Source organism: Paenibacillus sp. BIC5C1, from assembly GCF_032399705.1.
Taxonomy (GTDB): domain Bacteria; phylum Bacillota; class Bacilli; order Paenibacillales; family Paenibacillaceae; genus Paenibacillus; species Paenibacillus taichungensis_A.
Window position 1 is genome coordinate 2,987,535 of sequence record NZ_CP135922.1, and the last position, 26,350, is coordinate 3,013,884.

At 44.9% G+C, this 26,350-nt stretch carries 15 protein-coding genes; 12 read left to right on the forward strand and 3 right to left on the reverse strand.

Going from position 1 to position 26,350, the window contains the following annotated elements:
• Nucleotides 1–29: 29 nt before the first annotated feature.
• From RS891_RS13650 to RS891_RS13665, 4 genes are all read left to right on the forward strand, one after another.
• Entirely contained in the window at nucleotides 30–1,748 is a 1,719-nt protein-coding gene (locus tag RS891_RS13650; protein WP_315795559.1) for an extracellular solute-binding protein, read from the forward strand.
• Nucleotides 1,749–1,831: 83 nt separating this feature from the next.
• On the forward strand, nucleotides 1,832–3,406 hold the full coding sequence (locus RS891_RS13655) for a response regulator transcription factor (protein WP_315795560.1): 1,575 nt from the start codon (nucleotides 1,832–1,834) through the stop codon (nucleotides 3,404–3,406).
• 3 nt (nucleotides 3,407–3,409) lie between these two features.
• Entirely contained in the window at nucleotides 3,410–5,158 is a 1,749-nt protein-coding gene (locus RS891_RS13660) for a sensor histidine kinase (RefSeq protein WP_315795561.1), read from the forward strand.
• A 145-nt stretch (nucleotides 5,159–5,303) separates the two neighbouring features.
• A complete protein-coding gene (locus RS891_RS13665) occupies nucleotides 5,304–9,002 on the forward strand; it encodes a discoidin domain-containing protein (RefSeq protein WP_315795562.1) in 3,699 nt (1,232 codons plus the stop codon).
• 106 nt (nucleotides 9,003–9,108) lie between these two features.
• Here the strand turns inward: RS891_RS13665 and RS891_RS13670 are convergent, their stop codons facing one another.
• A complete protein-coding gene (locus RS891_RS13670) occupies nucleotides 9,109–10,077 on the reverse strand; it encodes a bile acid:sodium symporter family protein (RefSeq protein WP_315795563.1) in 969 nt (322 codons plus the stop codon).
• 171 nt (nucleotides 10,078–10,248) lie between these two features.
• On the opposite strand from RS891_RS13670, the gene RS891_RS13675 reads away from it, so the two are divergent.
• Nucleotides 10,249–10,695, forward strand: coding sequence for a DUF6376 family protein (locus tag RS891_RS13675; RefSeq protein WP_315795564.1), 447 nt, complete (start codon nucleotides 10,249–10,251; stop codon nucleotides 10,693–10,695).
• Nucleotides 10,696–10,812: 117 nt separating this feature from the next.
• Here RS891_RS13675 and RS891_RS13680 read toward each other — a convergent pair whose 3' ends face one another.
• Nucleotides 10,813–11,250 (reverse strand): MarR family winged helix-turn-helix transcriptional regulator, encoded by a 438-nt coding sequence (locus RS891_RS13680; protein WP_181586532.1) that lies wholly within the window; start codon nucleotides 11,248–11,250, stop codon nucleotides 10,813–10,815.
• A 209-nt stretch (nucleotides 11,251–11,459) separates the two neighbouring features.
• On the opposite strand from RS891_RS13680, the gene uvrA reads away from it, so the two are divergent.
• The 6 genes from uvrA to RS891_RS13710 all read left to right on the forward strand — a co-directional run bounded on the left by uvrA (nucleotide 11,460) and on the right by RS891_RS13710 (nucleotide 23,028).
• Nucleotides 11,460–13,964: an excinuclease ABC subunit UvrA gene (uvrA, locus tag RS891_RS13685; protein ID WP_315795565.1), complete on the forward strand. Its 2,505-nt coding sequence runs from the start codon at nucleotides 11,460–11,462 to the stop codon at nucleotides 13,962–13,964.
• 27 nt (nucleotides 13,965–13,991) lie between these two features.
• Nucleotides 13,992–15,521, forward strand: coding sequence for an MDR family MFS transporter (locus tag RS891_RS13690; protein WP_315795566.1), 1,530 nt, complete (start codon nucleotides 13,992–13,994; stop codon nucleotides 15,519–15,521).
• Nucleotides 15,522–15,587: 66 nt separating this feature from the next.
• The gene (locus RS891_RS13695; RefSeq protein ID WP_315795567.1) at nucleotides 15,588–16,343 is read left to right on the forward strand and encodes an SDR family NAD(P)-dependent oxidoreductase; all 756 of its coding nucleotides are present in this window, start codon (nucleotides 15,588–15,590) and stop codon (nucleotides 16,341–16,343) included.
• Nucleotides 16,344–16,814: 471 nt separating this feature from the next.
• Entirely contained in the window at nucleotides 16,815–17,612 is a 798-nt protein-coding gene (locus RS891_RS13700) for a sulfite exporter TauE/SafE family protein (protein ID WP_315795568.1), read from the forward strand.
• A gap of 189 nt (nucleotides 17,613–17,801) precedes the next feature.
• Entirely contained in the window at nucleotides 17,802–20,186 is a 2,385-nt protein-coding gene (locus RS891_RS13705) for a polyprenyl synthetase family protein (protein ID WP_315795569.1), read from the forward strand.
• Nucleotides 20,187–20,388: 202 nt separating this feature from the next.
• A complete protein-coding gene (locus RS891_RS13710) occupies nucleotides 20,389–23,028 on the forward strand; it encodes a PAS domain S-box protein (protein ID WP_315795570.1) in 2,640 nt (879 codons plus the stop codon).
• A 104-nt stretch (nucleotides 23,029–23,132) separates the two neighbouring features.
• On the opposite strand, the gene RS891_RS13715 is transcribed toward RS891_RS13710, so the two are convergent.
• Nucleotides 23,133–24,899 carry an ABC transporter substrate-binding protein gene (locus tag RS891_RS13715; RefSeq protein WP_315795571.1) on the reverse strand — a complete coding sequence of 589 codons (1,767 nt, stop codon included), beginning with the start codon at nucleotides 24,897–24,899 and terminating at the stop codon, nucleotides 23,133–23,135.
• Nucleotides 24,900–25,047: 148 nt separating this feature from the next.
• On the opposite strand from RS891_RS13715, the gene RS891_RS13720 reads away from it, so the two are divergent.
• The gene (locus RS891_RS13720; protein ID WP_315795572.1) at nucleotides 25,048–26,268 is read left to right on the forward strand and encodes an MDR family MFS transporter; all 1,221 of its coding nucleotides are present in this window, start codon (nucleotides 25,048–25,050) and stop codon (nucleotides 26,266–26,268) included.
• Nucleotides 26,269–26,350 lie beyond the last annotated feature (82 nt).

Here is a 26,350-nt window from a genome sequence, read left to right on the forward strand (position 1 = left end):
CAAATGTATAAGAGAGGGGCAAGGCAAATATGGAACGAAAACAACAAAAACGACGTAAATCACTGCACTGGCTTCACCTTTCGGCATTAAGTGCAGTACTAATGATTAGTGGATGTACAGGAGGCGAGGAGGGGGCAAGTTCATCTGTAAATGAAAGCGCAAACACCAAAGAGCAGATAAAGACAGGTGAAACCGTCTCTCCAAATGCGGATGCAAAATCAAAAGTAAGACCAGTCAGCTTCACCCAATTTGTCAATTATGACTGGTACACAGCTCCAACATGGGAAGAACGCCCACATGGCAAATGGATAACAGACGAGCTTGGTGTTGTGATGGAACCTGTACAATCCAACGGAGCGGCTGCGACCAAACTCAATTCCATGATTGTTGCCAAAAAGCTTCCTGATGCCATAGTACTTGACCGAGGCAAAGACGTGGAACGACTAGTCAGTGCAGGTCAGCTTGTAGCACTTGACCCTTATCTGGAGAAGTATCCTGAGTTTGTAAAGACAATCGGGGAAGAGACGATAAATATGCTCCGCAGTGCGGACGGTAAGTTATACCAAATTCCGAACTGGTTTATTAGTGGTGATAACGGAAATGGCAATGCAGCCTATCTTGTGAATCGTAAAATTTACAAGGAATTGGGATCACCGAAGGTGGAAACCTGGAGCGAGCTTGAGGCTTATCTGAAGCAGGTGAAGGAGCGGTATAACGGCAGTATCGTTCCGATTGATTTTGGGGAAATGCGTGACAGTGAATCTCAGATGATCAGCATGCTCTATAGTGGAGCAGCGGAAGATCGCACAGGTGGATTTATTTCACCGGGTTCTGGAGGTGTATTTGGTGTACCGCAGGGAGCGCAGCTAACTTCTATTTATACAGATCCTTCTTTTGAACAAACCGTCATGTATGCAAGTCGTTTATTCCGTGAGGGATTAACTTCTAAAGATGCGTTTACCCAGACACGTGATCAAATTTTGGAAAAACTGAAAAATGGTAAAGTCGCTGTATTCAGTGCCTTTGATTCGGTGGTCGAAGGGATAGGGCGTGAAGCTAACAACCATCTGCAAGCTGCCGACCCGGAAGCGGGATATGATGTCATCTGGCCGGTGCATGCTGATGGCGTGGACAAAAACAAGGTGTATCCGAGTGGATACAATACGCTCGGCTGGAACGTGAATGTCATTACGAAGAATGCCAAGGATCCGGAAGCCATTTTTGCTTATATGAACTGGGCGACCAGTGAAGAAGGTCAGCAAGTCCTCTTTTTTGGGCCGAAAGGATTGTTCTATGATGAGGTTAAAGACGGCGTTCCGATCCCGAATGAAGCCTATGTTAACCGTGATCCGAAGAAATATGACGAAATGAAGATCGGAGAGTTTAACTGGTACGGTAACACAAGTTACGTCGATGTGGTCAAAGCCAAACGGGAAGAGCTTCTGCCCGAAGAAGCACAAGACTGGACAACGGTTGCCCAGTCCACCGTTTCCTTTAAAACGTCCAAAAACATGACTGAATTCTCCAATCTGGATCCTCTTGCAACTTCGGAAGAAGGGATTATTCTTCAAAGGTTGAAAGATTATTATAAGCAGGTCATTCCTCGTCTTGTATTCGCCGGAAATGATGAAGAAGTAAAGAGTATTCTGGCGGAGGCTCAGGCGGAATCTGTGAAGCTTGGGTATGACAAAGTGCTGAAATGGAAAACCGCCAAATGGCAGGAGAATCTTAAAATTATGGGGAAATGATAATAGAACCAAGCTATACGATGTCAAAACGGTGGGTGTGCTGAGGCACGCCCTTTTATTCTCTATTAAGGAGTCGAACGATCATGTATAAAGCAGCGTTGGTCGATGACGAAAATTACGATCTGGTCGGTATGCGTGAACTTATTCCCTGGGACGAACTTAATATTGAGATCACTTTCATGGGGAACAAACCACTTGCCGCATTGCATTACCTTCAGAATCATGATGTGGACATTCTCGTTACCGATATTAAAATGCCCGTAATGTCTGGCTTGGAGCTTGCCCGAATGGCACTCCAGAAACAGCCGGAGCTTAAAATCATATTTATCAGCGGTTATGAGGACTTTGATTATGCGAAACAGGCTATTCATTTGAAAGCGGATGGCTATATTCTGAAACCGGTGGATGACGATGAAATTAAGACAACTCTGCAAAAAATCGTTCATGTTCTGAGAGAAGAGAATGCCAGATTGGAGACAAACAATGGGAGCGATGCACTTGAACATTTTGATTTTGTGAAACAGGATTTCTTGAAGCATCTCATGGAAGGTAGTATTGATACGCCAACCTTGCAGTCCTTCACCCGGCTTTATCCGCTTCCCCTACGAACGGAGACGGCCCATGCCGTTATTATAGAAATGGATCATATGCAGCACTTGTTCACAGATGAAGAATATGAACGATGGCATGAGCTGACTTTCCGCCAAATTACGTCCTGGATTGAAACTAAAAATTGGGGGGCATGGTGCCGATTGTCTACGGACCGAATTGGACTCATGTATTCCTATGATGCTGGGGATATAGAATTGAATCTGAACGAACTTATCCATTACATACGTGATCGTTCCCGCTTTACCATTACGGTCAGCTTTGGACAAAAAACGAATCGGGTTACCGAACTGCCGGTATCCTTTGATGAAGCGCGAAATTTAATCGGATGCAAAATGTTTCTTGGTAAAAATCGGCTTATCTCTCCAGGAGAGGTGCATGTTCCGCTTGTAAGAGATGTACTGGACGTAAATAGTCAGCTGGATCGGCTATTTACAGCGATGTCCACATATGATCTCGTCACGATCTGTGATGCCGTGGAGGAGCTGTTTGAGCATGTGCGGGCCTTTTCCGATTCGTCCAAAGTACACCATTTCTCTACTCATGTCCTGTCACGGCTCGAAGGATATTTGAATGCAGAGGCACAAGGTGATTTTCCTCACTTTGCAAAGTGGAAAGCAGAAGGATTTGAGACCGTTCAGCAGTTCGACACGGTGGATGATATTAAATCCTGGCTAAGACGAACCGTGTTCGAATGGTCGGAACATATCTACTTGCGCAAGCAAAAGTCCAATTGGAAGTTATTCTCCGATATTGAACATTATGTTGGGCAGCGTCTGTCACAAGACGTAACTCTAAAGGATCTGGCTGCCCATTTCTCGTATTCTCCGAATCACCTTGGATTTCTGTTCAAGGATAAGGTGGGGGTCAATTTTAGTGATTATGTTGCTGCCCGGCGGCTTGAACATGCCAGGCAACTGCTGCAGACTACTAATCTCAAAATCTATGAGATTGCCGATCAGGTTGGTTATCGAAGTCTCACCTATTTCAGCCGATTGTTCAGGGAAACTTTTGGCATGAAGCCCGGCGATTTTAGAAAGCAGAGTTGATGCATGATACAACACAGCAATCGACGACGCTTCCTGCCCATTTTATATAAATTACTTATATCCAATCTGGCTCTTGTAATTATCCCGATTATAGTGATTGGTTGTTATGCCTATATATCCTCAGCACGTTCAGTGGAGGAACATACACGAAATAACCTTGAGGTAGCAGTGAGTCAGATTCAAAGCAATGTGGAATACAGGGTAGGGGAGATTATTCGCAGTTCAGATGAAATCTATCAGGATCAGGGGTTATCTACGTTGCTTTCGGGCTATTATCTGGACTGGGAGAAGTATCAGGTGACAACGCAATATGTGATGCCAAGACTTGAATCGGCTACCAATCTGCCCAAATCCAAAATCAAGCTCTCCTTGTATTTGCATGCACCTACCATCAGTGAATTTTACTACAATGAAACGGAGCAGTCACTGATCGCTGGAGAAAGACAGTATGAGATTTTGCATACCAGCCGGATTGTGGATAAGGCATGGTACCAGAATCTGCGCATCGGTTACGACGAAATGAAATGGCAGCAAATTGAGAACGATGCCGAATACGGATATATCTCTTTGTTAAGACATGCCATTAATTACGAAACGTTTCAGTCCATTGGCCTTATTCGAGCTTCCGTTAAGTTGAAAGATATTTTTGAAGATGTTGACTTCAATCAATTAGGGGAAGGGACGAAGCTGTTTGTACTCGATCAGGATGAACAGCTCCTCTATTCGAGTTCGCCTGGCGGTTCCTTGCCTTATACTGCCGAGGAGTTGAATGAATCCCATGATTTTCTGAAAATCTCCAAACCGATTCACAATATTCCTGTTCAGATCGTTGCACTGGTCCCCAATGCATCCTTTAAGGACAATTCTCAGAAAGTTCGGAACGTGACCATCATCATATGTTTCATCAGCATTCTTGTCATGACCCTTGTCAGTTTCATTATGGCACGTATGTTCTCCAGCCGCCTCTCCAAACTCGTAGTATCACTTGAAGCTTTCAAAGAAGGGGAACTACAACGGCGAATTCAATACACAGGTAATGATGAGTTTGCCATTATTGCGGAGTCCTTTAACGAAATGGCTTCCACTACAGAGCAATTAATTGATGAAGTCTATACGAGCAAGCTGGAGAAGAAGGAAGCAGAACTGCAAATTTTGCATTCAAAAATAAATCCTCACTTTTTATACAACACGTTTTCTTCGATTAGCCGCATGGCAAAGCTTGGGGAAATTGATAAGCTGCATGAGATGATTCGTGCGCTGGCGAAGTTTTATCGTCTTACCCTAAACAAGGGGGAAATGCTGATTCAAGTCGAGAAAGAGCTTCACATTGTTAGAACGTATCTTGATATTCAAAATATTAAATATGCAGAACGAATTCATTATCAGTTGGAATCTGAGCCGGAAACTTTAGGGCTGGAAACAGTTAAATTCATACTGCAACCGTTTGTCGAAAATGTGCTGGAACATGCCTGGTATGACGATGAGATCAAGATTCATATTAAGGTAAAAAAGCAGGCAGAACATGTACACATTGAAGTGCACGATAATGGACTTGGGATGAAACAGGAGATTATAGACGCAATTTTCACCGAAGGTGCAGGTGGTATAGGGTACGGAATACGTAACGTGAACCAGAGGATCAAACTTCATTATGGCAAGGACTATGGCGTGAGTATTCGTAGTGAAGTGGGAACAGGTACGGTAGTTACGATTGTTTTTCCGGTTATGTCTCCGCCTTCCAGACAGGAGTAGTTCCGTGCAAAGTTACACTTATCGTTGCTCGGTATAGTATTTTTTGTAAGCGTACCCAATTTAAAATGAAAAGGAGCCGATACATCTTCATATTCCACATCATGACTTCGGTACCTATCACCCATTTAAGGGGGTATTTTAAGACATGGCATCAAGAAGTAAAAGAAGAGCGTTTGCTGGCAAAGGATTGGCGATTGCATTGATCGCTGCATTATTTACCACCTTGTTTCCGGGCTTTGTCCCATCCAAAGCTCAGGCTGAACCTGCATCCTATCTATTGTCTAGCAATCGACCAGCTTATGCTTCATCAACTGAAGGGAATAATACGGCGAATCTCGTCGTTGACGGTTCCAGTGGAACGAGATGGTCGAGTGCCTGGGGCAAAGATCCGCAGTGGCTGTATGTAGATCTGGGTGACACTGCTACGATTGACAAAGTACGCATCCAATGGGAGGGAGCATATGCCAAGGCTTATCAAGTTCAGGTTTCAACTGATGAAGTGAACTGGACTGACATCTACAATACAGCTACAGGCAATGGCGGGAATGATGAGCTCACCGTTAATGGAAGCGGCCGCTACGTACGCGTATTAGGGACAGAAAGGGCCCTCGCGAATTATGGTTACTCCATCATTGAGTTGGAAGTGTACGGAACCGGTGGAACCGGTGTACCACCTGTTACATATGGACCGGATGTGGCACAGGGTAAGCAAGTAACCGTCTCTTCCTATGAACAATCCGATTATCTGCCCCCAGGGGCAACACTTCCCGAGAATGCAGTCGATGGGAATTCCTCTACCCGATGGGGTTCAAATCATACGGATGATGAATGGATCTATGTGGATTTGGGCAGCAAGCGGAACATTGGACGAGTGGTTCTGAACTGGGAAGGGGCTGCAGGACGTGCCTTTGATCTGCAAGTCTCCGATGATGCCACTGCCTGGACTACCGTGTACAGGGAGCTGCATGGGAATGGAGGGAAACAGGATATTTCGATGTATGCATCCGGACGTTATGTCAAAATGCAAGGCATCGGAAGAGCGACCAATTTTGGTTACTCCCTGTTTGATTTTGAAGTATACGACTATGTAGAAGGAACGCCGAAGCCATCCTACCCTATTCCTGAATTGCCAAGTCCCAGCACGGTTCAGGTAGGAAAGGGCAGTTATCTGACGAATGACATCCGTATGCCTCAGCCCAAATATCCTTCCTATAAAACGGATAACGTTCAGGCACCTATTGCGTCCAATGACTGGTGGCAGTCCCTGCTTATTAAGCCGCTCAGCGATTCTATTATTACACTGCCACTCAAATCCAAGTTCTACCCCCAAGGGCTCGGCCTTTTGAACCCAGGGGAAGGATGGATTAATGGAGATGGAAGTGCAGTGAATGCAGACGGCAACCCGGATCTGTATTTTATGTCCACCAATATTAATGCCAATAATATGGAAACCCGAGTAAGCGGGTACAGCGACTATGCGGTAGATACGATACTGAGTGACGATGCTTCGGCGAAAATGAAAACGACCTTTGTAAAGGGTTCACCTTATGTGTTTATGGAATTCAACAATCCTAATACAGCCGAAATCTTTTCTTCGCTCATTACTAAAGTCGTGAATGGTAATGGAGAAACGGTATTGCAATCGGATGGTGATACCTTTACGGGAGATCATATTGGCATTCAGTTGGAGAATCAAAGTGGCGATCCGGCTGGGGGAAAAGAGGAACGGTACTACGGAATTTTTGCCCCGGAAGGAACAGTATTCAAAAAAGCGGGAGCCAAGATCAAACTCCAGCTTGGAGGCGGCAAAGGTTATCTATCCGCTGCGACAATGCCGTCTTTAACGGATCTGAATCAATTCCATGAACATGCCTATGCCTTTGTAACGAACACAGAGGTTACTTACAACTATAACGAGCAAACGTCTACCGTTACGACCAACTTCAAAGCCGAGACCGAAGTGAAGCGTCCAGGGTTCTCAGCGAACACATTGCAGGCCCTATATCCACATCAATGGAAAATTTCGAATTCTCTGCTGACTTCGCTCACATATCCGTCCATTCGTGGAACGTTGAAAGTGCGAGAAGGTAACCAGTTTACGGTGGAGGATCATTTCTACGGCATGGTTCCCCAGTTCACGGAACCTACCAATGCAGAATACAACCGAGAAGAGATGGTAGCTTATCTCGAAATGCTCAAAGCGGAGACAGACAACAATCTGATGGCTGCTGACGCTTACTGGCAAGGCAAAAAACTTCATCCTCTTGCCATGGGTGTACTTGCAGCGAACGAAATGGGAGAGACCGTCTACCGTGACCTGTTCCTTTCCCGCATGAAAGAGATTCTGGTCGATTGGTATACGTACACAGCAGGTGAACCTGATTATTTCCTCTATTACAATGATGATTGGGGAACGATGTACTACAAGACAAGTGAATTTGGTGCTAACTATGGAATTACCGATCATCATTTTACGTATGGGTATTATGTATTTGCATCAGCGGTGCTGGCTACCTTTGATAAGCAGTTCCGGGCAGATTATGGTGATATGGTGGATCATCTTATTCGGGATTATGGCAATCCGTCCAAGAACGATCCGTTGTATCCGTCTTTCCGCAGTTTTGATCCTTATCAGGGCCATTCCTGGGCAGGAGGCTATGCAGATAATGATAGTGGCAATAATCAGGAAGCTGCTGGCGAATCCCTCTTTGGCTGGGTAGGGCAGTATATGTGGAGCCTGTTAACTAAAGATGAGGATTTCCGGGATGCAGCGATTTACGGATTCACAACTGAACTGAAGGCAATTGAGCAATACTGGTTCAACTATGATGGGGATAATTGGCTAGATGAGTGGAAACACGCTTCTGTAGGGCAAGTCTATGGAAGTTCGTATTTCTTTGGTACCTTCTTCAGCGGTGAACCGGTTCATATTTATGGTATCCACTGGCTGCCAACCAGTGAATATCTGACCAGTTATGGTTTGGACAAAACGAAGGCTGCTGGTTTGTACAACGGATTTGTTGCCGATAACGGTGGACCTGAACGAGAATGGCAGCATATTGTATGGCCTATTCAAGCGCTAAGTGATCCGGCTGCAGTGCTTGCCAAGTGGAATGCTACATCTATGCAAAAAAATGAAATTTTTAATACGTACTGGTTCGTAAACAGTATGGCAACACTGGGTGAGCGGACAAAAGACATCTGGGCTACCGGATGGAGCAGTGCAACCGTCTACAAGAAAAATGGAACGTATACTGCACAAATCTGGAATCCGACAGATGAGAGTGTAACGGTCACTTTCAAAAATGCATCTGGGACCACTGGAAAAGCTGTCGTTGGGCCTAAATCTCTGGTAAGAGTCGATCCAACCCAAAATACCGAAGTTTCTGATTCATGGATTCCCTGGAACGGAGAAAACGGAGGAAATGAAGGTGGAGAAGATGGAGGGGATACCAACGTTAATTTTGCACTCAACAAAAATGTGACTGTTTCTTCAACTGAAGAGCCTTTTGTTGGCAATAATGCAGTCGATAGCAATCCCGAGACACGTTGGAGTTCCGGATTTGGTGATACCCCGGAGTGGATTACGATTGATCTCGGAGAGATCAAGCAAGTAAAACGCATCAAGCTGAATTGGGAAGCAGCCTATGCTACCGCTTATCGTATTGACGTATCCGAAGATGGTACCGTTTGGAAGGAAGTGTATCATACGCAAGATGGCAAAGGTGGCATAGAGGAGCTTGCGGTCAACGGAAAAGGAAAATATGTGCGACTCACGGGTGAGAAACGAGCCACCCAATATGGTTACTCACTCTATGAAGTGGAAGTGTATGGTAGAGACTAGACGTTCACAATGTTCTAGACAAGGGAACAGCAGATCAGAATATTCTGATCTGCTGTTTGTGTTTGGAGCATATTTAAGATAAAACGGTACAATGGCGGATTCGCATTCAGGCTGCAGACGTCTTATCAGTATTGTGAAGAGTCTGCGAACGACGCCCAAGCAGATATCCTGCAAGCGAGGCCAACATCTGCTGGAATACCATGCCTAGTACAACCGGGACGGCAACTGGTGGAGGGAAATAAGATACGGCAAGCACCGCTCCCGCACTAATATTGCGCATGCCTCCGTTGAACACAAGTGCAACCTGATCGGCTTCATTCCAACCGAGTAATCGGGCAACGAAGTAGCTTAGAGCATAGCCAAATGAGGCCAGAAAAATAATGATGGCTGCCAGACCAGCGAGCTGCCAGTTAAAGTCAGCCAAATAGGGGGCAACAACAGAACCATTAATCGCGACAACCGCTGCCATGAACAATTTGGAGAACGGATTCAGTCTGGGCCCCCAGACCGGAACAATGGCCCCTTTGGTCCATTCATTCAAAAGCATTCCGAGCAAGGAGGGGACAACGATCATCCAGAAAAGACTGCTCATCATGGCTGCAATATCCAACGATACACTAGTGCCAATCAGCAAGGATAACACACCGGGTACCACGAAAGGAGCAAGCATGGTGTCAATCAGGATAATCGACAGTGTCAGCGCGATATTGCCCCGATAGATGCTGACCCAGATAAAACTGCTCACACCTGTTGGAATAACGGCAGCCAGAACAAGGCCCGTTATCGTGTAGGCATCCGTTGGGAAGACCAGGTGACCCATGCCCAGAGCAATGAGAGGCATCGCCAGATGCAAAATAAACAGACAAACAAACAGTGGGAAAGGCTTCTTCAGCACGTTCACAAAATCCCGTATCCCGAGACTGATGCTTCCGGCAAACGTCATGAAAGCAAAAAGCCATGGCGACAAAAAAGTATAAGAAGAAAGAAGATTCCCGCAAAGAACGCCAATAATAATGCTGATTGGGGTAATCAGTGGCATGATGCGGTTCAAGCGTACATTTAAGGCCTGAAGCATATTCATGACATCCCTTTACCGTATGATTCTTTTATTATACATGTTAATAACGCAGAGTGCAGACCCATTTGCAATGTAGTATACGGAGCAGTTATCATAAATCTGGAAGAAACACTTTAATTTGAATAAGGGGAGAGGGTCATAATTAAACGGAAAAGAAAGCATACATTGATGATGGCAGGCCTCATTGCATCAAGTATTCTTGTGATATCCGCCTGTTCGGTTGTAGAACAAGCGAATCAAAGTTTTAATTACGTTAGTGGGGCTACTGATTATATAGAACAAGTATCGAACGCCGGAGCCGATCTGCAAGAACTCGCATCTGGAGCGGTGAGTAACCCGGAAATAACAACTCAGGTACAGGAGAAAATAGATCAGATTCAGGCGGAAGCCAGTGAATTCTCTCAGCTGACAGCACCAGTGATAGGAGAAAGCATTCATGAAAATCTGGTCAGTTACAACAATCAATTAACTGAAGTGGTGGGTCAATTTGAGAATACGCTTGCAGAGCAGGGCTTTACTGCAGAAAACTGGGAGAAGACAGGAATTCCCGAATTGATTAATAATATTAATGGTTTAAAAGATCCGTTAAGCGGGCTTGGCAACGAATCCAATTAAGTTTTAAACAGGCTAGGCTTTGACCAATAGCAAGTTAATTTAATCTCATGTAAAAAGGACGATATACCGGAGTGATTTTGATCACATGCGGATATCGTCCTTTTTATTTTTCTAATATCAAGATGTTGATTTGCCGCGAATTTTGGAACTTAGATCATCAATCTGTTCATCCAGTACATTTCCTGCTTTGCTTAGAAACCCTGTAATAAGCTCCAGTTCTTCCTCAGTGTAAGTGGAAGCCAGTTTAACCATAGCTGCGTGAAGGGTGAGGTATGTGCTGCTGACCTCTTCCTTGTTTTCGTACAAAGGCACAATGATGACTTTACGGCGGTCATTGGGGTCATTTTCCCGGCGAACAAAGCCGTTCTTCTCAAGCCTGTCAATTAATGTCGTGACACTCCCTGTGGCCAGACCGGTAAGTTTTGACAGCTCACCTGCAGTGATTGGACCTTTCTCGCGCAGGATATCCACGGATATGAAATCGTTATTGTACAAGCCCAAAGAGGCAGCCACATGCTGCTGATATAAAACGGTTCGTGTACCCAGGCTTCGCATGCGTAACGTAAAATTCTCCTGTAATTCGGTAGGTTGTTGTTGATGTTCTCTTGACAAAAGATAACCCTCCTCTTAAGATGACATATATCTTGATTATCGAGATATTAGATTAACAAGATAATAAATTTTGGAGATACTAGATTGACGTATGAATAATTTCAACTTATTTTAACGAACTCTGTACTTATTTGCAAAGGGGACGATCGATTTTGAGAGACACAATGATGATTAAAGGTGCACGGGAGAACAACCTGAAGAATATTTCACTTTCGATTCCGAAGTATAAATTGGTTGTTTTAACGGGTCCGTCCGGCTCCGGCAAATCCACGCTGGCAATGGATACCCTTCAGCGAGAATGCCAGAGACAATACATGGAATCGATGGGGTTAACATCGGATTCGATCAGCAAACCAAAAGTGGAGTCGATCACAGGTCTTTCTCCTTCCATCAGCGTAGGACAGCACATTACTAACCGGAATCCACGCTCAACGGTAGGAACAGTGACAGACATTTACACTTACGTTCGTTTCATTTTTTCCAGACTTGGGGAGCGTACATGTCCATCCTGTAACGGCAACATTTCGCCATCGTGGGAAGCGGCTGGTCATCTAACCGAGGAAGACGAATACATGGGTCATCAGACTATGCATTGCCCGCATTGCAATGTCGAGCTGGAGAAATTGGGTATGTCACACTTTTCGTTCAACAAACCGGAGGGTGCTTGTGATGTATGTAGTGGACTGGGGCATGTGGCATCAATCAACGAAGCCGCTGTATTCAATCCTGAGCTTAGTGTGCGGGATGGAGGTGTAGCTTCCTTAAATGGTGTGCATCGGGATATTCAGATCCGAATTCTGGTTGCAGCTGGAAAGCATTTTGGATTCGGATTCGATCCGGATCGGCCATTGAAGGACCTTGGTGAAATCGACCGTGACTTGCTGTACTACGGCGTCGATAGCGAAGAATTCAAGCAGCATTACCCTAATATCAAGCCGATCCAGGGAACCAAGTTCGAAGGTGTAATCCCCGGATTGTGGCGACGCTATAAGGAAAAGGAAGGAGAAGGTGGTGGAACGGAAAAAGACGGACGTTTTTTTCATCAACAGCAGTGTCCTGAATGTCAGGGGGACCGTTTGAAAAAAGAAATTCTGTTGGTAAACGTAGCTGGCGCATCTATCTCCGAGGTTACCAACTGGTCATTCAGTAAAGTGCTGGAATGGACGGCAGGACTTCAAGAAGTGATCTTACCCGAGGCACATCATCTGCTTGATCCAATCCTTCATGATCTGCCCACCAAATTGAAGCGCATTATGGATGTTGGACTTGGCTATCTCTCCATGGATCGTCAGACCGTAACTTTATCTGGTGGTGAAGCTCAGCGATTACGACTTGCATCGCTTCTGGGCTCTGGTTTAACGGGTGTATTGTATATTCTGGACGAACCGACAACAGGGCTTCATCCGAAAGATACCATTGGCCTGATTCGTGTACTTCAGGAGCTTCGTGATCTGGGCAATACGATCCTCGTCATTGAACACGATATTGAGATGATGCGTGCTGCCGATCATGTGATCGACATTGGACCTGGTGCTGGAGTCAATGGTGGGATAGTTGTTGGTGAAGGGAGTCTGGAGGATTTAATGGCAAGTGAACTTTCGGTTACGGGAGCTTATCTGAGAAATGAATCTTTGGCTAGTCCTTCTTATAACCGAAGAACAGGTACGGGGCAGCATCTTGCCATCCGGGGAGCGCATTTGCGCAACATCGATATTCCGGTTGTATCTTTTCCATTAGGAACACTGATCTCCGTAACGGGTGTTTCGGGGTCCGGCAAATCTACGCTTGTATTTGATATCCTTGCACAGGGTATGGAGTCAGGTCAGAAACCAACAGGTTGTGAAGAGATAACAGGTTTGGAGAACGTCGGTGATATCGTTATTTTTGACCAAACGCCGATGGGCAGAATGCAACGGTCGAATGTTGCCACCTACACCGATGTATTTACGCATCTGCGTCAGCTATTCGCTGGTTTGCCAGATGCCACAGCACGAAAGCTAACTGCGAAGCACTTCTCGTTCAATACACCCGGAGGGCGTTGTGAAACCTGTCAAGGTCTTGGGGTATTGTCTGTAGACATGAACTTCCTGCCTGATCTGGAGGTAACTTGTCATGACTGCAAGGGCAGACGGTTCGTGGATGAAGTGTTACAGGTTCAATACGAAGGCTTCTCGATATCCGATGTCCTAAATATGTCGGTTGCCGAAAGTCTGCCTGTCTTGAAAAGTCAGACCAAAATCGCCGATCTTGTCGAGATGTTGTGTGAAGTTGGACTTGGTTACCTCCAGTGGGGTCAATCAGTTAAAACATTGTCAGGCGGTGAGGGACAGCGGATCAGGCTGGCAAAAGAGCTGAGTAAAAAGACCAAAAAACACACGCTCTATCTGTTGGATGAGCCAACAACCGGCCTTCATCCGTCAGACATCAAGCAACTCCATATTTTGCTGGATAAGCTGGTTGAGTCGGGGAATACCGTTGTCGTTGTAGAGCACAGTCTGGAATTGATTCGGGAATCCGATTGGGTTATTGACATTGGCCCAGAAGGTGGCGCAGCGGGTGGCGAACTGGTAGCCGAAGGTACGCCGGAGCAGGTGGCGGAAGTCAGAGTCTCCCATACAGGACAATTTTTGAAGCGTATATTAGCCGAAGGGCTTTAATCAGAATGGATAAGGGGAAAAATAATCATGGTAAAAAGCAATAAATTAGGCGTTATTCTTGCAGGCTTGCTGCTTGCCATTCTTATGGCTTCGATGGATAACACCATCGTTGCCACTGCAATTGGTACCATCGTAGGTGATCTTGGCGGATTTGATAAATTAATGTGGGTCACCTCTGTCTATATGGTTGCAGAGATGGCGGGTATGCCGATCTTCGGTAAACTATCGGATATGTATGGGCGCAAGCGATTTTTCATTTTTGGAATCATTGTATTTATGATTGGTTCTGCATTGTGCGGGACGGCGGATTCCATCATTCAGCTCAGTATTTATCGTGCGATTCAGGGAATCGGCGGCGGGGCGTTGATGCCGATCGCATTTACCATTATGTTTGATGTCGTTCCCGCAGACAAACGGGGTAAGGTGGGGGGACTATTCGGTGCAGTCTTTGGTTTATCCAGTATTTTCGGACCCCTTCTCGGAGCCTATCTTACCGATTACATTCATTGGTCCTGGATTTTCTATATCAACCTGCCACTTGGTCTGATCGCCTTTGTCATGATTGCATTCTTCTATAAAGAATCCGTAGAGCATTCCAAACAGAAAATTGACTATTTTGGCGCATTCACACTGGTAGCTTCCATCGTATGCCTCATGTTTGCACTTGAACTTGGAGGCAAGGAATACGCCTGGAATTCCAGCATGATCGTGGGTTTGTTTGCTGCGTTCGCCGTGCTGATGACTGCATTTGTGTTCATAGAGCGCCGAGTGGCAGAACCGATTATTACATTTAGCATGTTCAAAAATCGACTTTATTCCACCAGCAATCTGATGGCCATATTTAGCGGTGCAGCCTTTATTACAGCTTCCATCTATATCCCCATTTATATTCAGGGTGTACTTGGTGGATCAGCCACCAATTCCGGTCTTGTTCTTCTGCCGATGATGCTCGGATCGGTTGTGACAGCTGCTGGTGGAGGAGCCATGCTTACCAAGCTCAGATACCGCTCCATCATGTTACCTACACTCGCGTTGCTGGTTATTGGTATTGCCTTGCTGACAACGTTAACGACAGATTCCTCCCGATTTATGGTGACTATCTTCATGATTCTGGTTGGTCTGGGCATTGGGTCTTCGTTCTCTGTATTGAGCAATGCAGCCATTCACGGTTTCTCGGCAAGACAGCGTGGTTCGGCCAGTTCAACACTTAACTTCAATAGGGAACTCGGTATGACGTTGGGAATCACGGTATTTGGTATCGTACAAAGTCACGTATTTACGAGTAAATTGGTCTCCTTCTTTGGAAATAGTAATGGTAGTGAGCAGGGTGGTGGCGTGAATCTGAGTGATCCTAGCCTAGTCCTAAAACCGGACACTCGTGCTGATATTCCTGCGCCAATGTTGGATAAGATTACAGAAGCATTGTCCTCATCCATCGTTCATACGTTTGCCTGGGCCATCATTCCGGCAGTTATTGCTCTATTGGCTGCGTGGTTTATGAGTAAGGAAAAATTCGACCCTGCTTCTGAGTCGGATGAATATTTTGCTTCACACTAGCAAGACTATGTAATGGATTTGTATGCTCAATATGACAATTTGTTCTTATCAAAGGAGACCTACGTTATGTCTGAACAAAATGGAAAAGTAATCATTATCACTGGCGGAGCGAGTGGTATTGGTAAAGAAACAGCGCTTCAGCTTTCGGATCTGGGTGCAACGATTGTTATAGCAGACTTTAACGAAGAGGGTGCGAGAAAGCTTGCAACTGAGATTGAAGCAGGTGGTGGCACAGCCGGGGCATACAAAGTGGACGTGTCCAAAGGAGACGAGATCAAAGCTCTGATCGACTGGACCGTAGAGAAATACGGAACATTGAGCGGTATTTTCAACAATGCGGGCATTGGACTTGTGAAGCCATTTCTGGAGATGGACCCGGAATCCTATCACAGAGTAATCGATGTTGACCAACACAGTGTGTATTACGGCATGTATTATGGCGCCAAAAAAATGGTTGAACTGAATGTACAGGGTACCATTGTAAATACAGCTTCGATCTATGGCAGTATTGCTGCGGTGGGAAGCTTTAACTACAATGCAGCCAAGGCAGCTGTCGTGATGATGTCCAAATCCGGTGCCTTGGAACTTGCCGAACATGGCATTCGTGTGGTTGGTGTAGCGCCAGGCTTCATTGAAACACCGATTCTGGGTGATGACAAAGCGATGAAGGATGCGCTTGCCACGCAACATATGCGGGGAGAGCTCATTCAACCGGAGAAAGTTGCGAGTGTTGTTACCTTCTTGTTCAGTGATGCTGCAAGTGCAGTGAATGGTACAACGGTTGCAGTAGATGATGGATTCCTCAGCTTCAAAACAAAATAAGATTTGAGTTGTAAGTTTGCCACTCCGTATCTGAAAAATAAAAGAAAAACGGTGCAGAACGAATAAATCGTTCTGCACCGTTTTTTTGTATCCCATAATAAGAAGAGTATTTATTATGAAAATAATTCTATATAGTCATCCCAGTAGTTCAGAGATCATGATACAATAAGCAGGCATGCGTCTTTTATCATTTTGTGGTGTCATAGACAATACGCACACCGAGAGAGCCATAGCTCTCTTCTTTGTAGTGACATTCGGAGCATGTTTTTGTAGCACATAACGCATCACTGTGAACTTGTAATTTTTCGTTACACAGCGGGCATTTATTTTCAAAAAGAGTCTTCAACACGTTAAACATGCTTAATCACTCATTTCGGATTAATTTACTTGGTTTTTATTATAGCCGATTATTTTAACTGCGTATACTGTTTTTTGCATCTTTTTTATACCGCAAGAAAGGAAGAAAAACCGATGGATACTCTGCTTTTTGTCATCATGTTTATACTGGGTCTGGTCGGTTCCTTCTTCTCCGGTTTGTTGGGTATTGGTGGAGCCATAATTAATTTCCCGTTGCTGCTGTATGTACCTTCTCTCATGGGACTGGAACCATTCTCGGCACATGAGGTGTCGTCGATCAGCATGTTTCAGGTGTTTTTTGCCTCACTCGCTGGTGTGGTTGCCTACATTAGGAGAACAAGGAAAGGGGAGAAGAGCGAAGCTCTTATTCATAAAGGTCTGGTAGCTTATATGGGCTCCAGTATTCTTGTCGGCAGTCTAATTGGCGGTTTCATATCCGGTCATTTGAATGGAGAAGTCATCAATCTGATCTATGGCATTCTGGCCATTATTGCGATTGTACTTATGTTGATTCCCGGTAAGGGAACAGAAGGCTCGGCTGGACAGCTGACATTCAACACATATGTTGCGGCAGGATCGGCTCTCGCCGTGGGGATCATTTCAGGAATTGTTGGTGCGGGTGGTGCTTTTATATTGATTCCGATCATGCTCACCGTGCTTAAGATCCCTACCCGGACAACCATTGCTTCTTCACTTGCGATCGTGTTCATCTCCGCCATTGGTGGGGTGGTGGGAAAGATTATGGGTGGAGACATTCCGCTGGAGCCGATTATTTATACGGTTATTGGGAGTCTGCTTGGTGCTTCACTCGGTTCCAAAGTAAGCTCAATGATTAATGTGAGACTGCTTCGGTATGGACTGATGGTTCTTATTGCCATTACAGCGGTAAAGGTATGGTCTTCGATATTGTAAAACCACATAGGATTGAAGCGACCATGACGATTTCGTAACCAAACGGATGGAATGCCGTATAAAGGTTATGAACATGAGGTGGCGAATTTGTTGTTGCATGAATTCACATCAGTTTTCGTCCATGGAGCACCCTCAAACTCCTTTCATGGATACATGTTTAACATTCTGAGAAGTTGAGGTATCCATCCTATGAATAACGTACTTACAGATCAGGCTGATGCAGGATATCGGCTGGCTGAGCAGAAGGCAGCTCAGTATTTTACTTCTCTTCATGAACAACTTCTGAATAACACGTATACAACTGCGCTTACGCAAGATATTCACTTGTGGCAAAAGAAACATATTCAATCTTTTTCCTGGTTATCTTTTTTATCAACAAGTCGAAAAAAACCGGATTCCCGGGATGCTCATAGATATATCCATTGGCTGAATGTTACAGGCAAACTGGATGATTACCTGGACCGCAGTATTTCTTACATTTATATGAGAGATCTGGGCAAAGCACTGGATTCCTCGGACACGCAAGCACGCATTCAGCGTGTTGCTCAGGATACCAAAGCGTATTTTATGCGTTCAAATACAACCCATCACAAGGAAAGTCCGGATTATATCAGTCTGGCCGCCTTGTATCGCTGGGCTCAGAAGGAGAACGTGGAAACAGCCGTTATCTGGGTCATCAGCAAATTAAAAAATGTCGCTTCCAATATCCCCAAAGAACTGGACGCAGAACAGGCACAGCGCAAACTGCTCAAGATTATTCTGGGCGTTGTTCTGCATGTGAACGATGATATGAATGATGAGACTCCACAGGCAGAACGTTCCGAGAGGCTAGATGCTGCGATTCGGCTTGGTTATTCTTACGGACTGACCTATCCATTTATTGATGACCTGCTCGATTCGCAGGCGTTGACTGCACAAGAGAAGGAGCAGTATTCTCTCTTGATTCGCAATGCGCTTCTCACCGGGATCGTGCCCGATATCGGCGAATGGAAGGGAGCCAATCTCCAAGTCATTCAATATGTTCACTCCGAGCTTCGTGATGCGTTTGAGTATATTAAGAACTACCAGCGCCCTGAGACGCAGCGTACGTTCTTCGAGCAATCTTATGTATTCTTTCAGTCTCAGGAAATAGACCGTGCCAAAAAACTGTCCAACGCGAATTATTCCAATGAAGAACTTTATATTCCGATTATTATTAAATCCTCATCCTCCAGACTCATTGTTCGCTCCGTGCTCAGTGCATCTGCGGATGAAGGGTTTGATCTGCGGACGTTCTACTATGGCATATATAATCAGCTCGCGGACGATTTCGCTGATATGTTTGACGATATGGAGGATGGGGCAGTGACTCCGTATACCTACTATCTGAAGTATCGTGACCTGCGGCCTGATCTGATCAATCCGTATGAGCTATACTGGGCGGTTATTTCCTATCTGATTCATGAGGTATACCATTCGGATGCGAAGACCCGGGAGGTCATACTGGATCGGGCTATTAATGGTCTAAAGCGTTGTAGAGCGCGTTTGGGTCAAGAACAATACAACGAAGTGATGAATATCTTTGCCTCCGGACAACCGGAATTCAATCGTCTCATTCAGCAAATGGTACGAAAAGCCGATGATGTTGATTTTCTGGATAAATTGCTGCGGGATCAGGTCATCCTCCAATTGCAAAATGACAAGCGCGAAAAACAGGATTTTCTGGATACGATTCGTACGGTTCGTGAACAGATTAATATTGAATTACAGATTTCCAAGCCGGGTGGACTTCCAGAGATGAAAGGAACGCTTATTGATGCAGCGAATTACAGTCTGCAGGGAGATGGAAAACGGCTTAGGCCGATCCTGACCTGGGTGATGGGTGTACGTGAATATGGACTGCATGAATCGTCAATCATTCCTCTTCTGAGATCACTGGAATACATGCATACCGCATCACTGATCTTTGATGATCTGCCGACCCAGGATAATGCTTCGACCCGGCGAGGCCGTTCCACCTTACATCAGGTGCATAATAGCGCAACAGCGGAATTAACAGGATTATTTCTCATCCAAAAGGCCATTGGCGAGCAATCTTCCCTCAATCAATTTGATGCCGCAACTGTGCTTACCCTGATTCAATATTCCGCTGAAAAAGCAGAGGATATGTGTATGGGACAGGCGATGGATCTGAATGCCAAAGGAAAAACGCTGACTCTGGAACAATTGAACATGATCTGTTTCTACAAAACAGGTATTGCTTTCGAGGCTGCACTTGTGATGCCCGCCATTCTGGCTCAGGTGAAGGACGTAGAGATTGAAGCCTTAATAAAGTTTGCGTATCATGCAGGTATTGCCTTTCAAATTAAGGATGACCTGCTGGATCTGGAAGGGGATCATCGGATACTCGGTAAGCCGGCAGGTCAGGACGTTAGGAACAACAGTTCAACCTTTGTATCCATTCTGGGTGAAGATGGTGCGAAGAAAGAGATGTGGGAGCACTATTGTCTGGCAACCGATGCGCTGAACGAAATGCCAAAGCCAATTTCTTTTCTAAGACATCTGTTGGATTACATCATTGGACGGGAGCGGTAAAATCGTTCCTGACTAAATCCCATTTCCATGTTCAGCAAGGTTTATATGAAATCAAAAAAAAGTTGCCTGGATTCCATACGAATAGAATCCAGGCCTTGTTTTGCTTTATTGACACAAACTTTTAGAAAATGAGATGTTTCAACAATGGAAAAATCGGGTATTAAGCAAATATTGTGTTTATACACCAAAAGGAGAGCTAAAGATGCAGGTTCAAAAGGTCGATCATCACGAATTGTTTGAGCAGATTTATAATCAAGCACCTATTGGGATTGCAATTGTTGCTCCAACAGGACAGTGGATGAAAGTGAATCCTGCTTTTTGCAGTATGCTGGGTTATACAGCTCAAGAATTAATCCTTCTTCATTACAAGGAGATCACCCATGCGGATGATTTTGCACAGGATCTGAAGTACGAACGTGAACTGTGTGAAGGAAAATCACAAGAGTACAGGTACGAAAAGCGTTATATTCAGAAAAACGGAGACATTTTATGGATATCAATGCATATATCATTGGCTCGAAACGAAGTCAGCGGTGAACCGTTGTATTTTATCTGCCATGTTGTAGATATTACGGATCATAAAACAACCGAACTAAAGTTGCTTCAAACGGAAGAAATGTTCAAACTCATTTCCGATAATGCACAGGAAATCATCTATATTGCAACTTTTGATGGCATTTGTCGTTATTGTTCTCCTTCCATTTATAAGCTGCTTGGTTACACTCCAGAGGAAGTGGTGGGCAATAATAATACCGCCATTTTTCACCCGCAGGACCTGGATCGTGTCTCGCAGATCGATTTGAGCACAGGTCATATGTTGAATATGCAGGTTCAGCATAAAGATGGACATAGTCTTTGGTTTGAAACCACTTATAAGGTTATTGGGGACTCTGGACAGGAACAACAAATTCTTGCCATTGGTCGGGATATATCGGAGAGAAAGAAACATGAGGAAATTAGTGCAGAAGCTGAACGGATAGCCATGATCGGCAGTTGGGAGTGGAACATGCTCAATGACCATGTTTCCATGTCTGAGCAGATATTCGAGATTTTCGAAATAGACAACAACAAACTGTATAAGGGCAGCGATATCTTTGCATTCATGGAACAAGCGGAGGAGCAGCGGTTGAAGGAGTGTATTGAATGGGTGAAAACGGGTCAACCGCTTGATTTTGAATACCGGCATCTGGGCTCAAATGGTAAAGAAAAGTATCTTCATCTGCGAGGATTAATTACATTTGATGAATATCAACAACCGATACAGTTAAACGGAACTTTGCAGGATATTACAGAGCGTAAACTCGTCGAATTCAAACTTCAGGAATCGGTGGAACGTTATACTTCACTCAAAAAATATAATCATGATGCCATCATTTCTTTTGATATGGACGGCAATATTATAAATGCCAACCCGGTAGCTATGAAAATGACTGGATGCCCGGTTGCGGAAATGATTGGGACAAGTATATGTCGATTTATCGGACCGTATCATCTTGGACTTATTCTCAATAGCCAGTATGAGATGGCTGAAAAAGAAATCAATGCTGTTCAGCACGTAAATGGTTCTGAGACAGAAGTTTTGGCAACGCTTGCGCCTATCATTATTAATGAGAAAAACGTAGGATTCTACCTGATTGCCAAGGATATTACGGAACAGAAAAAGCTTCTTGTAGCCAAAGAGACTGCTGAACGAATGAATAAGGCCAAAAGTGAGTTTTTGGCGATGATGAGTCATGAGATCCGTACACCCATGAACGGCGTGATTGGGATGACGGATTTGCTTCTGGATACGCCTGGACTTAGCGGAGAACAAAAGGAATACATTGAGATCATTCAAAAGAGCGGGGATTCACTGCTTGCGATTATCAATGATATTCTGGACTTTTCCAAAATAGAGTCAGGTAAAACCGATCTGGTGGATGAGCCCTTTGATCTGAAAGAGATTGTGACAGAGACGGTTAAGATCGTAACACCAATGATTCGGGAGAAACAGTTGGATCTTCGTTTAAGCCTGGATGACGCCATTCCTGTTCCCTTGTTTGGGGATGCTTACCGTCTAAAACAAGTCCTAACCAACATCATTGGTAATGCAGTAAAGTTCACCCCGGAAGGTAGTATTGAGATCGAAGTGAAGGTTATTGGACAAGAATATAATGACGTTCAATTTCAGTTCAAGGTGAAGGATACAGGGATTGGAATTCCAGTGGAGAAAAGAGAGCATTTATTCGAAGCCTTCTACCAATTGGAGAATTTCATGACACGCAAGCCTCAAGGTACCGGACTTGGACTAGCTATCAGCAAAAAGCTTGTAGAGCTTATGCAGGGGGATATCTGGATTGAGGATTCGGACGCTACGGGGACCACATTTATGTTTACAGCGTCGTTTAAAGCCAGCAACATGGAGGATTTCAACAGATACGATCTACAACAGAAAAAGAATAAAACAGATCAACTTCGAATTCTGATTGCCGAGGACAATGAGGTGAACCAACTTGTTCTGCGCCGGATGATTGAGAAGAAAGGGCATCTTGTCGATTATGTAGTAAATGGAATCGAGGCAGTGGAAGCTGTCAAACGAAGTGCGTACGATATTGTGTTCATGGATGTGCACATGCCTAGGCTGAACGGATTCGAAGCGACCAAAGCGATTAAGGAATTGATGCGGCCAGAGGCATGCCCTTATATTGTTGCGGTTACCGCAAACGCAGTTCGAGGGGATATGGACAAATGTCTGAAGGCTGGAATGGATGCTTATGTAAGCAAACCAATTAAAAGTGAATCCATTATGCAAGTGATGGAGGAGTTTTACAAAATAAAGAAATATCCCACTGCATACAATTGAAATCAACATTCCGTAGGAACGGATTCTTGATTGGCAATGGCCGCTCTTTTATCAATGGATAAAGGAGCGGCTTTTTTTGCATGTTCATTTTGCGGAATGCTAAACTACTGGTTTTTGATCCATAGTTTGGAGATATCCATGAACCCAAACTCAGCGGTATGAAGACCAAACAGACTTTGATTAAGCAATGCTTTTTTATTCATGTGGCAGCCATACAATATCCAGCAGTTATCACGGAGCAAATCCTCAGCTTCGTTAAGCAGCGATGACCTTTGTTCTTCATTCTGCTGTAGGAAATTCTCCATTTTTCGATAGAATACGGACTGTAAATCAGGTGATAAACAAATATGAAAATAGTTACGTTTGTTGATGAAGAAATTAATCATGCCAAATTGCCAGTCATCTTCCAAAACTTCTTCTGCGATAATTAGGTCGGCTTCGCTTGTTTCCCTCACATTGGGAAATTCAACGAAGGGTTGCAACTCAATACATAAACCAATGCTTGCTCCGCGTTGTTTAAGCCAATCTGCTTCTTTTTGGTCTTTAGCTACAGTATACGCAAGGATGATTTTTTCTCCCCGGTATCCGCTGCTGTGCAGGAGGTCACGTGCATCCTCAAGAGAAGACTCGCGCCAAGCGTGCTCCGCGCTTTTCCAGGGAAGAAAGCTGTTTGCCGGTGTAATTCGATTGCTGCCCAGTTCCCTCACCAAAGCGACTGGATCGAAAACCATTCGCATGGCTTGCCGAAATTCCAGTTGATGATGAATACCGATTTTACGAAAATTAATCAGCATGTATCGGCATCCTGTTGCTGGATAATCAACACTGTTACTCCCCGTCTCGTCTGCAGCCAATTTCAGTCGGTCTGTTCCCGGCAATTCATAATGACGTTCATATGGACCCAGATTCGGGACAAACCAAATATCTACTCGATCCAGATGAGGGCGGATTCCATAATAGGCATCGAATGCGCTTATTGTCAGCACCGTTTCATTTATTTCATTGATCCGAAAAGGTCCGGTACCGATCAATTGTTGGGATACATCGACATCATAGGGGAGAATCGTCATTGAGACACAACTAAGCAAGTTCAGGAAAAAACGATTAGGCCGACTTAGATAAAAACGAATGCAGTAATCCCCGACAACTTCGGTACGCTCAATATCACGGTATAGCCAAATGAATGGACTGTCTACAGTGCACAAGCGTTGCAATGTAGCTTGGACATCTAGGGATGTCATTACCCGACCATGGTGGAATCGCACACCTTTGCGAAGATAGAAAATCCAAACTCTTTGATCCTCGTTGTACTCCCACATATGCGCCAGATCCGGCAGGAAGGTTCCTGTTTTGGCGTCATAGGTAATTAGCGTGCTGCATACCTGCCCAAGCAGATAGGTTTCAAAAGCAGTGTACACAAAGGCAGGGTCCAGCTCTGACAATCTTCGTGACCTTACCATGCGAAGCACGTCCTGACCGGAAGAGCTCTCGGCATGACTGTGGAATCCCATCTGTTTATTTAATGAATTCAGCAGCCGTTCCCGGAGAGCGTCGTTCTTCTCTGTGCTGCCAATCAACTCGATCGCTTCCTTCATTTTACCTCTGCCCATGAGTTCCAAAAAGCTCTCCTCGAGCGCCTCATTCACACTGCGCAGCAATGTCATTTCAGAATGATGTCCCCGGCCTCGCCCAGGCTGCCAGTGAATAAAGCTTTGTTCTTCCAGCTTGCGCAGAATAAACTTCACGTTTCGTGGAGTGCAGCATAGGGCGGCGGAAAGACTTTCGATCGTTACCGGAACCGCTTCATGAAATTGAAGAGAAAGTTCTTTTGCTGTGGCGAGACGCAGATAGTGAGTTGTTGCTGTATCCATATGAATGTGCTCCTTCATAAAAGGTGAAATGTGTTCGCGTTTTCTTACACTTTTATTTCCCCCTTTGATCCATACAATTATACATAAAGGGATAGGGCAAAGGTAGCCCATCTGAGACAAAAACATCTAGAACAGGAGAACCATACGCATGAAGCAGCATTTACGTCAAATTCACCCTTTAGCCTGGACAATCATTGTTGGAACGATGTTTGGACGTCTCGTTACGTCCATGAGCATCCCGTTTTTATCCATTTATCTGACTCAGGTACTGGGAGCTACACCCACACAGACTGGAATTACCGTCGCGGTCAGTTCTCTGGCGGGGGTTATGGTCAGCTTTTATGGAGGTTATATTTCCGATCGGATCGGCCGTAAAGTGGTCATGATGATCTCCGTATTTGGCTGGGCCTGTGTTTTCTTTATCTTTTCAGCAGCTGAGCATCTGTGGGTATTTTTTGTGGCCAATACGTTAAACGGTTTATGCCGCGCCGTGTTTGAGCCCACTTCACGTGCACTTCTATCGGATATTACTCCACCGCAAAATAAACTGCTTGTCTTCAATCTCAGATATGCGGCTATTAATCTGGGTGTTGTGTTTGGACCGATTATCGGTCTTCAGCTTGGATCAGCGGAGTCTACATTTCCGTTCATGATCTCCGGGTTGGTATATATCGTTTACGGCTTGGTTTTGTTCCTGCAATTTCGATTGCAGCGTGCAAATCTGCCGGAACATGTTCAGGTCGCAGCACCTCGTTTACGAGATGCACTGGCTACTACGGGACGCGACCGTGTATTTTTGCCAGTACTTATCGGAACTACGTTTTGCGTACTCGGGTATGGGCACTTTAGCTCGACCTTGGCTCAGTATGTGGCCCAGAATCCTCTCTTTGAACATGGAAGTCAAGTGTTTTCCTATATGCTTTCACTCAATGCGTTGACTGTGCTTGTAATCCAATTCCCGATTGTGCGAGTGGCCAGCAAATTCCCGCCAGTTGTACCCCTCATACTTGGAAACGTGCTGGTCGCAACAAGTCTGTTCCTATTTGGCATAGCTGAAGGTGTTATGCTGCTGATGATCAGTGTCATTCTGTTCACCATTGGGGAAGTGCTCATGTTCACCATGATGGATATGCTGATTGACCGTATTGCCAAACCTGAATGGAAAGGGACCTACTTTGGCACGATTGGATTCAATAACTTGGGGAGCGTCATGGCACCGATTCTTGGAGGGCTCCTATTAACCCAATTTGGGACGGGGAATGGTCTGTTCGTTTTTGTACCGCTGGCACTGACCACTGCACTTGGACTGCCTTTTCTTATCGTAGCGCATAAGCGCCTTGTCGTCAGGGAGAGGGAAGTTAATGTTTAATCTCAGAGAAATTCCCTATCTGGGTTATGATCGTTGAAATCGCTGCATATGATGTTCAGTGTCATGAAGGAAATAACAATTA

Bases quoted from the DNA above. Each gene is read 5' to 3' on its own strand.
- RS891_RS13650 (WP_315795559.1), top strand. From the start codon at position 30: ATGGAACGAAAACAACAAAAACGACGTAAATCACTGCACTGGCTTCAC.
- RS891_RS13655 (WP_315795560.1), top strand. From the start codon at position 1,832: ATGTATAAAGCAGCGTTGGTCGATGACGAAAATTACGATCTGGTCGGT.
- RS891_RS13660 (WP_315795561.1), top strand. From the start codon at position 3,410: ATGATACAACACAGCAATCGACGACGCTTCCTGCCCATTTTATATAAA.
- RS891_RS13665 (WP_315795562.1), top strand. From the start codon at position 5,304: ATGGCATCAAGAAGTAAAAGAAGAGCGTTTGCTGGCAAAGGATTGGCG.
- RS891_RS13670 (WP_315795563.1), bottom strand. From the start codon at position 10,077: ATGCTTCAGGCCTTAAATGTACGCTTGAACCGCATCATGCCACTGATT.
- RS891_RS13675 (WP_315795564.1), top strand. From the start codon at position 10,249: ATGATGGCAGGCCTCATTGCATCAAGTATTCTTGTGATATCCGCCTGT.
- RS891_RS13680 (WP_181586532.1), bottom strand. From the start codon at position 11,250: ATGCGAAGCCTGGGTACACGAACCGTTTTATATCAGCAGCATGTGGCT.
- RS891_RS13690 (WP_315795566.1), top strand. From the start codon at position 13,992: ATGGTAAAAAGCAATAAATTAGGCGTTATTCTTGCAGGCTTGCTGCTT.
- RS891_RS13695 (WP_315795567.1), top strand. From the start codon at position 15,588: ATGTCTGAACAAAATGGAAAAGTAATCATTATCACTGGCGGAGCGAGT.
- RS891_RS13700 (WP_315795568.1), top strand. From the start codon at position 16,815: ATGGATACTCTGCTTTTTGTCATCATGTTTATACTGGGTCTGGTCGGT.
- RS891_RS13705 (WP_315795569.1), top strand. From the start codon at position 17,802: ATGAATAACGTACTTACAGATCAGGCTGATGCAGGATATCGGCTGGCT.
- RS891_RS13710 (WP_315795570.1), top strand. From the start codon at position 20,389: ATGCAGGTTCAAAAGGTCGATCATCACGAATTGTTTGAGCAGATTTAT.
- RS891_RS13715 (WP_315795571.1), bottom strand. From the start codon at position 24,899: ATGGATACAGCAACAACTCACTATCTGCGTCTCGCCACAGCAAAAGAA.
- RS891_RS13720 (WP_315795572.1), top strand. From the start codon at position 25,048: ATGAAGCAGCATTTACGTCAAATTCACCCTTTAGCCTGGACAATCATT.